13 protein-coding genes are annotated in these 10676 nt (G+C 36.7%); 7 read left to right on the top strand and 6 right to left on the bottom strand.

Annotated features, from left to right (window positions below; all coding sequences use genetic code 11):
* Window positions 1-394, top strand: a 394-nt coding sequence (locus tag CYP54_RS01360) for a hypothetical protein (protein ID WP_103603896.1), incomplete at its 5' end; no start/stop codon positions are given.
* Window positions 395-779: 385 nt separating this feature from the next.
* Entirely contained in the window at window positions 780-983 is a 204-nt protein-coding gene (locus CYP54_RS01355) for a 2-hydroxyacyl-CoA dehydratase family protein (protein ID WP_103603895.1), read from the top strand.
* A 150-nt stretch (window positions 984-1133) separates the two neighbouring features.
* Here the strand turns inward: CYP54_RS01355 and CYP54_RS01350 are convergent, their stop codons facing one another.
* From CYP54_RS01350 to CYP54_RS01335, 4 genes are read right to left on the bottom strand one after another with little or no spacing between them, the layout of a single operon-like run.
* The gene (locus tag CYP54_RS01350; protein ID WP_103603894.1) at window positions 1134-1763 is read right to left on the bottom strand and encodes a tetratricopeptide repeat protein; all 630 of its coding nucleotides are present in this window, start codon (window positions 1761-1763) and stop codon (window positions 1134-1136) included.
* Window positions 1764-2417, bottom strand: a complete 654-nt coding sequence (locus CYP54_RS01345) for a tetratricopeptide repeat protein (RefSeq protein ID WP_103603893.1) — start codon at window positions 2415-2417, stop codon at window positions 1764-1766. It lies immediately after the preceding gene.
* 10 nt (window positions 2418-2427) lie between these two features.
* Window positions 2428-3768, bottom strand: a complete 1341-nt coding sequence (locus tag CYP54_RS01340) for a dihydrolipoyl dehydrogenase family protein (RefSeq protein WP_103603892.1) — start codon at window positions 3766-3768, stop codon at window positions 2428-2430.
* Between the two features lie 2 nt (window positions 3769-3770).
* Window positions 3771-4091, bottom strand: a complete 321-nt coding sequence (locus tag CYP54_RS01335; protein WP_103560313.1) for a type II secretion system protein — start codon at window positions 4089-4091, stop codon at window positions 3771-3773.
* A 77-nt stretch (window positions 4092-4168) separates the two neighbouring features.
* Here CYP54_RS01335 and CYP54_RS01325 point away from each other — a divergent pair, with 77 nt between their 5' ends.
* On the top strand, window positions 4169-4720 hold the full coding sequence (locus CYP54_RS01325) for a tetratricopeptide repeat protein (protein ID WP_103603891.1): 552 nt from the start codon (window positions 4169-4171) through the stop codon (window positions 4718-4720).
* A gap of 24 nt (window positions 4721-4744) precedes the next feature.
* On the opposite strand, the gene prfB is transcribed toward CYP54_RS01325, so the two are convergent.
* Window positions 4745-5845, bottom strand: coding sequence for a peptide chain release factor 2 (gene prfB, locus CYP54_RS01320; protein WP_103603890.1), 1101 nt, complete (start codon window positions 5843-5845; stop codon window positions 4745-4747).
* Between the two features lie 120 nt (window positions 5846-5965).
* On the opposite strand from prfB, the gene panC reads away from it, so the two are divergent.
* Genes panC through tilS form a run of 3 tightly spaced genes read left to right on the top strand, consistent with a single transcriptional unit; the run spans window position 5966 to window position 9077 of the window.
* Window positions 5966-6787 (top strand): pantoate--beta-alanine ligase, encoded by an 822-nt coding sequence (gene panC / locus CYP54_RS01315; protein WP_103603889.1) that lies wholly within the window; start codon window positions 5966-5968, stop codon window positions 6785-6787.
* A 2-nt stretch (window positions 6788-6789) separates the two neighbouring features.
* Entirely contained in the window at window positions 6790-8100 is a 1311-nt protein-coding gene (gene rimO, locus CYP54_RS01310) for a 30S ribosomal protein S12 methylthiotransferase RimO (RefSeq protein ID WP_103603888.1), read from the top strand.
* Window positions 8097-9077, top strand: a complete 981-nt coding sequence (gene tilS / locus CYP54_RS01305; protein ID WP_103603887.1) for a tRNA lysidine(34) synthetase TilS — start codon at window positions 8097-8099, stop codon at window positions 9075-9077. Before rimO ends, tilS begins: the two co-directional genes overlap by 4 nt.
* Before the next feature lie 76 nt (window positions 9078-9153).
* Here tilS and CYP54_RS01300 read toward each other — a convergent pair whose 3' ends face one another.
* Window positions 9154-10080 (bottom strand): ribose-phosphate pyrophosphokinase, encoded by a 927-nt coding sequence (locus tag CYP54_RS01300; RefSeq protein ID WP_021090753.1) that lies wholly within the window; start codon window positions 10078-10080, stop codon window positions 9154-9156.
* A 227-nt stretch (window positions 10081-10307) separates the two neighbouring features.
* Here CYP54_RS01300 and CYP54_RS01295 point away from each other — a divergent pair, with 227 nt between their 5' ends.
* Window positions 10308-10667 (top strand): DUF488 domain-containing protein, encoded by a 360-nt coding sequence (locus tag CYP54_RS01295; RefSeq protein WP_103603886.1) that lies wholly within the window; start codon window positions 10308-10310, stop codon window positions 10665-10667.
* The last annotated feature ends 9 nt before the right edge of the window (window positions 10668-10676 follow it).

The following is a 10676-nucleotide window of genomic DNA, read 5'->3' as shown; positions in this document are numbered from 1 at the left end:
AAATTATTCACAGACCTCATCTTATACAAAAGTAAAAAATGAATTTGAAGCCAAATTTAAAGCCCTTGAAGCAACTAAACAAAAAGATGGAGCTATCATTTCAGCTTTTGAGGCTAAATTTGATAAAGATAAATTTATAGATTTTGCCTCCAAATTTTTCAGTGAAGTGAGCCTTAGTAAAATAGAAGAAAGTGATAATAATGCTAGTGAGAAATTTTTTAGATTTCGCCTAAATGTAACTAGCTCTCTAAGGACACCGCAAAAATTTTATGACTTTTTAGATGCGCTTAGCAGCTATGACAGTATCGTAAAGACCGAATTTCCTATCGTCATGAAAGGCGAAAAGGATAAAATCCATACTACTTTTAATATAAAAGTTTTTGGGTTGAAGTAAAATTTTAGATTTCATTTAATAAAAAGCTACAAATAGATAACATTTCTCTCAAGTTCTTAGTTATAGAAATTATATTTTTATAGACATAAATTTATGTATTTCATCGGTATTGATATAAGCTCAACATCTACAAAAGTAGCAATACTAATAATCAAGATAATTTTTGTGATCTATTGTTATCAAGTAGTTTTAGTGCCATAAAAATAGTACGCAATATAAAAGAAATTTTAGAATAAAAAGGCTATCAATATGCCTCGATCGTAGCTACTGAATATGGAAGAGCAAGTGTAGAAGCGGATGTAGTAGTTTTTGAAAACTGTACAGGAACTAAAAAATTTAAAAATAATATAAGCACACAAGGCGACCTTGTAGAAAATATCGCCAAATGTTACTTAAAGACACCCCATCTTCTGTAATGTACAAAAACGACGCAATATCTGATGCTATTAAAAAATTTGTAGATGAATATAAAGTAGATGGTGCAACAGATATCGTTTTAAGTGGCTGTTACACTTATACAATAGAAACAAACAAGATAAAAGAAGCTAGCAAAGAAGCTGGTGCAAGCTATATGAGCATTGAGGACTGACTACCCCCCCCCCAAAAAAAAACAAGATGTTGTCCGGATTTGCACACATTTGAAGGCATTTTTAGAATTTCTCGAATAAAACATCAAATTTTAAAAGACTCAAGAAGAGCCTTTGTTGATTTATTACGAATTTTTAGAACAGTATTTTGACTAGTATTGCTTTTTCTCCACACATTTGCCAAGTTGGCAGGCTCTTTTGTAAAGTGCCTCTGCCTTTGCTTCATTGCCGCTTAGCTTTGCAAGCAAAAAGCACGACTGAGCGTACTCAAGCTCGCAGCTCTTAGCCAAAAGCCTTAGCACTCTAGCCTCAGCCTTGTTTCTATCTATCTTATGAGTTTTTAAATTTTCGCTTTCGATGTAAGACTTTAGTCCCATTGCTTCGTTATAGCAGCCAACGCCATCACCGCTATCACAAGCTAGTTTATATAGTCTTAAGGCTTTTTCCATATCTTTTTGCTCATCAACAAGCCCTTGCTCATAAATTTGACCCAAATTTGAACAAGCCGTTGCAAGCCCAGCATTGCAAGCTTTTTCGTAGTAGCCTTTTGCTTTTACAAAGTCTTTTTCGTTGCTAAAATTTACAGCTAGGTTGTTACAGTCGATGCTATTTCCACCCTCGCAGTTTTGCATCATCTTCTCTTTTTCAAGCTCAAGACGCTCTGCCCTCACCTCTTCATCACTTTGCCAAAAGCCAAAGCTTACCATCTTTTGCCAAGACCAGCAACCACTAAGCATAAAACCCATGGCCAAAATAAGACCAAAATTTAAGACCTTTTTCACTTACATTCCCAGCTTTGTGCCTAGTCTTTTCATCTGCGGGCATGCCTTACTTAGCCCACGAAAGCAAGCGACTTTATAAATTCCATAAGCCCTTTTTTCGTCTTTATTGACACCAAGACCAAGCTCATACATCGCTCCGATATTGGCACAACTTGGCAAATCGCCAGCATTGCATGCATTTGTATAAGCTTGCATTGCTAAGTAATAATCTCGCTTAACGATCTCGCCTTTTCTGTAAGCATTGCCTAAGTGATAGCAAGCTTGCATACCTCCGCCATTGCAGCTTTCTTTATAAATTGAAATTGCTTTTTTTGGATTTTTTTTAACTCCGAGTCCAAGCTCATAAAGAGTGCCCAAATTTGCACAACCAACTTGCACCTTAGCATCGCAAGCCTTTTTATAATTTGCCAAAGCATTTTCATATTCTTTTAAAAGCTCGTAATTTACACCCAAATCGTTGCAAGCTTCCGCATCGCCTTCTTCGCATTTTGGTATTAAAATTTCGATCGCATTTCTTGAAATTTGCTCTTTATTTTGCACTATTTTTTCATCCTTTGGTTGCTGCCACGAATCATCTTGTTTTTGTCCTACACCAATCACATTTAAGCAGCCAGTGAAAAATAAAGCCGATAAAAGCAATAAATATTTTTTCATTCTTTTCCTTTTAAAATTGTCCAAATAAGTCATTTAGTGCTTCACTGATACTTGGATGAGTGAAAATTTGATTTTTAAAGAAATTTGCGTTCGCTTTTAAATTCATTGCAATTGCGATTTCATTTATCAGCTCATTTGCATAGATGCAGTGAAAGCTAGCACCTAAAATTTCGCCGCTTTGTACATCAACGATAGCTTTTAGCATACCTACATCGTGATTTAGTACTTTTGCACCTGGTACTGTTGCCATGCTAAGCTTTAGCTCTTTAAAATTTAGCCCAAATTTACTAGCCTCTTTTTCATTTACTCCAATTCTTGCTAGCGGAGTATCAGTAAATAGCACATTTGCGTGAATGCTTCTATTTTTAGTATTTCTCTTTTTATCACCAAAAATTTGTGAATAAACTATCCTAAAATCATCCAAGCTCGTGTAAGTAAAAAGCTCTCCACCACGCACGTCGCCTACCGCATAGATGTTTGGCACATTTGTTTGAAGATTTTCATTTGTCTTTATAAAGCCTTTTTCGTTTAGCTCAACTCCAGCAGCTTTTAAATTTAAATCATCTACATTTGCTACTCTGCCAAGTGCGATCAAAAATGCATCAGCCCTAAGGCATCTTTGCTCGCCATTTTGCTTAAAATTTAATACATTTTCTTTAATGCACTCTATCTCGCAACCCTCTAAAATTTCAATGCCTTGGACTCTAAGAGCTTCTTTTACACTATTAGCTATATCATCATCTTCGTTTTTAAGTAGTTTTGAACGCCCTATAATAGTCACTTTTGAGCCAAAATTTGCAAACATTGATGCAAACTCTATACCGATAAAACCACTACCGATAATGACAAAATGCTTTGGTAAATTTTTTAGATCAAGCAAAGTTTGGCTTGAAAATACATTTGAGCTTACAACCTCAAAAGGAGCATCTGCCTCTTTTGAGCCACTATTTATGATAATAAAATCGCCCTCTATTATCTTTTTCTCGCCGCTTGGCGTTGTTACAAGTACACTATTTTCACTAGCAAAAGAGCCAACACCATCGATCACATCGATATTTTCTTTATCATTTAGCATCGCATAGTTTTTAGCATTCAAGGCTGAGATTAGCTTATTCTTATTTTCCACACTAAGCGTGTAATATTCGCTTTCAACGCTATTATTTACAAATTTTGCCTCTTTAGCGGCTGTTATTAGACGTTTGGTTGGTATGCAGCCAACATTTATGCAAGTGCCTCCATACATCTTTGGCGATCTCTCTACAAGAGCTACTTTTTTACCAAGTGCGGCAGCTTTAACCGCTAGCGTTTTGCCAGCTTTTCCAAAACCAATAATTACAATATCATATTTCATTTTTAGTCCCTTATCTTTCCAATTACATAGTAAGTTGTTTCATTTATCTTTTTTAGCTCCATTTTATATTTATTAGCCCAGTTTTTTATAATCTCATCAACTCGCTCTTTTATTTCATTAACGGTAGCTACATTTTTTATCTTTAGTCTATCTTCACTTCCACTCATCGCCACAAAACAAAGGTGCGGCTTTAAATGATCGTTTAGTTCAATTATGCTCTTTGGCAAAAGACCATCAGTATTGTTTAAAATTCTACACATTTGAGCAGTGGTCGTTTCATTGACGTTATAGCCAAGCTGGATTAAAAGTGCATTATGATCCATATCGTTCCTTTTGCTTAAAATTTGCGGGCATTATAAGATAAAATTGGATAAAATCGCCTAAATTTTTAAGGACAAATATGAAAAAATTTATCATTTTTGTGTTTAGTGTTTTACTATTTTGGGGATGTTCGTTAGATCAAATTTCACAAAATTTTGGCCTTAGCGAGCCATCACTTGATCCAGAGGTCGAACAAATAGCAGATGCTATATATCTATACAATGAAGGTAACTATCCAAAAGCTTGCAAGAGATTTTACGACTACGCAAAATATGGAAATGTTCTAGCCATGCAGCAAACTGGCATTTGTTTTCGTGACGGCAAAGGCTTTAGCAAAGATATTTTAAGAGCACTTTTTTGGTTTGAAACAGCTGGCAGATACGGCAACATAGACGGACTAAGAAGTGCTGGATATATCTACGAGTACGGCCTTGGAGTCAATAAAAATTTAGAAAAAGCGATATATTTTTACGAAAAAGCCACAAGCCTTGGCTCAAGCGAGGCCAGCTACGATCTAGGGCTTATCTATCTAGGCAAAAATGACTATAAAAAAGCAAGAATTTATCTTGATGAGGCTTGCTTTAAAGGCAAAGAAGAAGCCTGCACAAAGCTAAAAGAGATGAAATTTTAGCTCCCATCTCTTTTTGTAAATTTATTACGCCTCAGCCTTTTGAGCGATCAAGACGCCTTCTATCATCTTTTTGATGTCACCATCAAGTATCGCATCAGTCTGTGAGTATGCCTCGCCGCTGCGGTTGTCTTTTACTTGCTGATATGGGAAAAGCACGTATGATCTTATCTGATGACCCCAGCCGATCTCGCTCTTTTCGACGCTGTTGCTCGCCTCTTGTTGTTTCATTAGCTCAAGCTCGTAAAGGCGTGATTTTAGCATTTTCATCGCTGTGGCTCTATTTTTGTGCTGGCTGCGGTCATTTTGGCACTGCACGACGATGCCAGTTGGTATGTGCGTGATGCGAATGGCAGATTCAGTCTTGTTTACGTGCTGACCGCCTGCGCCACTGGCTCTATAAGTATCTATCTTTAGATCTTTTTCCTCGATCTCGATCTCTATGTCATCATCTATCTCAGGGCTTACCATGACGCTAGAAAAGCTTGTATGACGGCGCCCTGCACTATCAAATGGACTTGTGCGAACGAGCCTGTGGATACCATTTTCTGCTTTAAAGTACCCATAGGCATTTTCACCTTTTACTATAAAGCTCACGTCCTTTAGCCCAGCCTCATCGCCCTCTTGAAAGTCAAGAGTCTCGACCTTAAAGCCTTCGCGCTCGCAAAATCTAAGATACATCCTATAAAGCATGCTCGCCCAGTCATTACTCTCAGTGCCACCAGCTCCAGGGTGGATCGATACAATCGCGTTTTTGCCATCATCTTCGCCACTTAAAAGCATAGAAATTTCAAGATTTACTATCTTTTCATCTAAATTTTTAGCGTCATCAAAAAGAGAATTTATAGTCTCTTCGTCATTTTCAGAATTTGCTAGCTCAAAGAGCTCCTTTGCGTCACTTACTGCCTGATTAGCATCATTAAATTTTGCAAGCATATTTGAAATTTTAGTTTTTTCTTTATTTAGCGCCCCTGCTTTAGCGATATCTTGCCAAAAATCAGGATCTTGCTCAGTGGCCTCGATCTCTTTTAGCCTAGCCTTTATCTCTTCAGGCTTTACGATAGAGCCTATGTTTTCAACTTTTGTTTGTAGCTTCTTTAAAAGCTCGTTGTATTCGTAACTATCCAAGTTTTTCTCCAAAAATTTTTGCCGATTTTAGCCAAAAGTTGCTTACATTTTTAAATTTACGCCCTTTTAATCCTTTTTTGTTACAATGCCAAGTTAAAATTTCAAACAAAAAGAGTCAAAATGCAAATCATAAGGACCATAAAAGAACTTCAAAATTTCGTCTCTAGCACAAGCGCAAAGATCGGTTTTGTGCCGACCATGGGCGCACTTCATGACGGACACGTTAGCCTTATCAAAAAATGCGTGAACGAAAATGAGATAAGTATCGTCTCAACATTCGTTAATCCAACTCAATTCTTACCAGGCGAAGACCTAGACAAATACCCAAGAAATGAACAAAACGACATTAAAATTTGTGAGCAAAATGGCGTTAGTGCTATCTTTATCCCAGATACTAATGAGCTTTATTTTGATGATGAGCCTCTAATCGTCGCTCCAAAGAAATTTTCAGCCATCTTAGAGGGCAAAACTAGACCAGGCCACTTTGATGGCGTCTTAAGGGTGCTAAACAAGCTATTTCGCCTAACTCGTGCAAATAGCATTTACATGGGCAAAAAAGATACACAACAATTAATCATCGTGCAAAATATGATAAAGACATTTTTTCTAAATGCCAGCCTAGTGGCTTGCGATATCGTTAGAGAGCCGGATGGACTTGCGCTTTCAAGTAGAAATGTCTATATCTGCGACGAAGATAAATGTAATGCTCTAAGACTTTCAAGATCACTAAATAAAGCACAAAATTTGATCCAAAACGGCGAGGAAGACGCAAGTGAGATCAAAACAAAGATGCTTGAAGTGTTAGAGCCACTAAAGGTTGATTATGTCGCTATTACGGATAGAAATTTAAATGAAATTTCCAAAATAGAAAAAAATAACACCATCATTTTAGTAGCAGCTTATGTTGGCAAAACTAGGCTAATAGATAATATCTGGATATAAAAATGCCAAAACTTCACTTAATTTCACTTGGCTGCAATAAAAATTTAGTTGATTCAGAAATAATGCTTGGTAGATTGCAAAACTACGACATCACGGATGATATCAGTGATGCTGACGTTATCATCGTAAATACCTGTGGCTTTATCAAATCCGCCAAAGAAGAGAGCATACAAACCATACTTGAGATGCACGAAGCTCGTAAAAATGGCTCTTTACTGGTGGTAACTGGCTGTCTTATGCAGCGTTACAAAGACGAACTCATGAAAGAGCTACCAGAGGTTGATCTCTTTACCGGTGTGGCTGACTATGACAAGATCGATGAGATCATCTTGAAAAAGCAAAATTTATTTAGCCCGCAAACTTATCTGCAAGCAAATGAAGAGCGTGTGATAACTGGCTCAAACTACCATGCCTACATCAAAATTTCAGAGGGCTGTAACCAAAAATGTAGTTTTTGTGCCATTCCAACTTTTAAAGGCAAGCTAAAATCACGCTCGCTTGAAAACATCGTAAACGAGGTCAGAAATTTAGTCAAAAAAGGCTACTACGACTTTAGCTTTTTATCTCAGGACTCAAGCTCATATATGCGCGATCAAGGCGTTAGCGACGGGCTTATAAATTTAATAGACGAGATAGAAAAGATAAAGGGAGTAAGGAGTGCCAGGATACTTTATCTCTATCCAAGCACGACTAGTAAGGAGCTAATTGAGCGTATCATCGCCTCGCCTGTCTTTCACAACTACTTTGACATGCCGATCCAACACATTAGCGAAGACATGCTAAAGATAATGAAGCGTGGAAGTGGCGCTAAAAAGATAAAAGAGCTTTTAAATTTAATGAGAAATGCCGAGAATTCATTCTTACGAACTGGTGTCATCGTGGGTCATCCAGGAGAGAGCGAGGAGGATTTTGAGGAGCTTTGCGAATTTTTAGAAGAGTTTAAATTTGATAGAATTTCAGCCTTTGCCTACTCAAAAGAAGAAGACACAGCATCTTTTGAAATGGAGCAAATCCCAGCCAAGATCATTTCAAAAAGACTAAACAAGATAGAAAAGATCACCAAAAAATCGATAAATGAGAGCTTGCAAAAAGAGATTGGCAAGCAAATTTATGCTTCTCTTGAGGGCGAAAGTAGCGAGGGTGAGATGTTTTACGCAGCCAAAAAAGATATCTGGGACAAAGATATAGACGGCGAAATTCTAATAAACGAGAGCGATGTAAAAGAGCTTGAGATCGGCTTACTCTACCTTTGCGAGGCCACTGACGTGGTCGATCAAAAACTAATCGCTAAAATCATCAAAAAAGCAAAATGATAAGCCAAAATGTGCGAGAAAAGCTAAGCTCAGGTGCAAATCTACTAGCCTTCTCGCACGGTATAGATAGCACCGCACTTTTTTACATTTTAGAAGAGGTTGGGATCAAATTTGATCTAGCGATGGTTGATTACAATGTTCGAGAGCAAAGTAAAAGCGAGATAAAAAGTGCAAAAGAGCTCGCAGATAAATTTGGTAAAAGAATTTATACTAAAAGCGTTTTTTTAGATAAGTCAAATTTTGAAAAAAACGCGCGCGAGGCAAGATATGAGTTTTTTGGTGAGATTTGTCAAAAATTTGGTTATAAAAATTTGATCCTAGCGCATCAGTTTGACGATAAATTTGAGTGGTTTTTGATGCAGCTTAGTAAGGGTGCTGGACTAAAAGAGCTCTTTGGCATGAGTGAGCTTGAAAGAAGAAAGTACTTTTGGCTAGTTAGGCCGCTTTTAAATTTACGCAAAAAAGAGCTTCAAAACTATCTTGACGAGAGAAATTTACGCTATTTTATCGATGAGACAAATTTAAAAGGTGAATTTAAAAGAAGCTTTGTTCGGCTAAATTTTAGTGAGTCATTTTTGGATAGATATTTTAGTGGCGTGCAAAAAAGCTTTGAGTTTTTAGAAGCTGATAGACAAATTTTAATGCCAAATATCACAAAAATAAGTGATGAAATTTTTATCATAAAAAATGATAGTAATGCGATACGAGGCGTTGATATGGCGGCAAAAGAGCTAAACGTGCTTCTAAGTAAAGCTCAAAAAGATGAGCTAAGTGCAAATTTAGCAAAGCAAACAAGCGTGGTGCTAAGCGGTAAGATCGCTGTCGGATACGCATATGCTTACCTTCTAGTAACTCCATTTTGTAAAGCCATAATGCCAAAAATTTTTAAAGAGAGGGCTAGAATTTTAAAAATCCCAGCTATTAATAGAGCTTATCTTTTTACTATAAATTTTGATTTATCAGAGTTAAAATTTTAATCAAGTAATTCTAAAAACAATAGATAAAGAAGATTTGGCTTTTGCCTGAAACACTCAAAACAAAAGCCAAGATTAATTAAAATAAGCTATTTACACTTTCATTGTGATATACACGGCGTATCACTTCGCCAAACAATGAAGCCGCACTTAGCACTTTTATACAAGGAAGCTCCTCGGCGAGAGGGATCGTATCTGTTACCACTAGCTCATCTAAAAAGCCCAGTTTTAACCTATCGTAAGCTGGCCCGCTAAGAACTGGATGCGTACAAAATGCCATAACGCTAGTTGCACCACGCTCTTTAAAAATTTCAGCTGCTTTTACGATCGTGCCAGCTGTATCGATCATATCATCGACTAAAATAACATCTTTGCCATTTACGTCGCCGATTATATTCATCACTTCGCTCTCGTTTGCTTTTTCGCGGCGTTTATCTACGATAACCATGTCAAGATTTAGATTTTTAGCCAAGGCTCTAGCACGAGCCACGCCACCTACATCAGGGCTTGCAACGATTGGATTTGGTAAATTTTTAGCTCTTACATAGTCATTAAAAATAATACTTCCATAAAGGTTATCAACCGGAATATCAAAAAATCCTTGAATTTGTCCTGCGTGAAGATCCATAGTGACGACTCTATCGATACCTGCTGTTTGCATCATGTTTGCCACTAGCTTTGCAGTGATCGGTACTCTAGGAGCTGCTTTTCTATCTTGTCTAGCGTAGCCAAAATACGGCACAATCGCTGTTATAGAGCTTGCACTACTGCGTCTTAAAGCGTCAGTTAAGATAAGTAGCTCCATTAAATTTGTATTTGTCGGTGCACATGTTGGCTGAATGACAAAAACATCTTTTCCGCGCACGCTCTCGCCGATTTGCACGCTGATCTCTCCATCGCTAAATCTTTTTATACTTGCCTCGCTAAGAGGAAGTGAAAGATATTGCGAAATTTTCTTTGAAAGCTCAATATTAGCCGTTCCTGAGAAAATTTTATAGCCTCTCATAATGATAACCTTTTTAGTGATTTTTATGTTGGGATTTTATCGAAACGAGCTTTAATTTAAATTTATTCTTTTTAGGACTATTTTCTAGCCCTAGTTTAATTCTTATCACCACAATCAAAAATTTGAGCTTTGATTTTACAAACCTTAAAATTTAAACAAGTATAAAAAATATAAGATAACTAAGAATATTTTTTTATTTATAAACATTATAGGACTACAATCACAACATGTTTAAAGCTTATAGAATTTATGATTTTATCAAAGATGATAGTTTGGATATGAAGGCGGCTTTTGTTGATAGACTCTATCCAAGAGGCATAAGAAAAGAGATATTTTCAAATTTCCTTTGGCTAAAGGATATCACACCAAGCACTGCTTTAAGAGAGTGGTTTCATGAAGATAGAGAAGCTAGATTTGATGAGTTTTGTGAGAAATTTGAGCTCGAGCTTGATAATGAAACAGCGCAATCTTGCTTTAAAATGTTAAAAAAACTAGAAAAAGAGCATGGCGATATAGCACTTCTAACAGCTAGCAAAAATATAAATCTTTGCCATATCGTTGTGTTATTAAAAATTTTAAATAAGTAGTTTGCCAGC

It is taken from the genome of Campylobacter concisus, from assembly GCF_002914005.1.
GTDB lineage: Bacteria > Campylobacterota > Campylobacteria > Campylobacterales > Campylobacteraceae > Campylobacter_A > Campylobacter_A concisus_N.
Note: the sequence above shows the minus strand (reverse complement) of the source record. Positions and strands in the feature narration are given on the sequence as shown.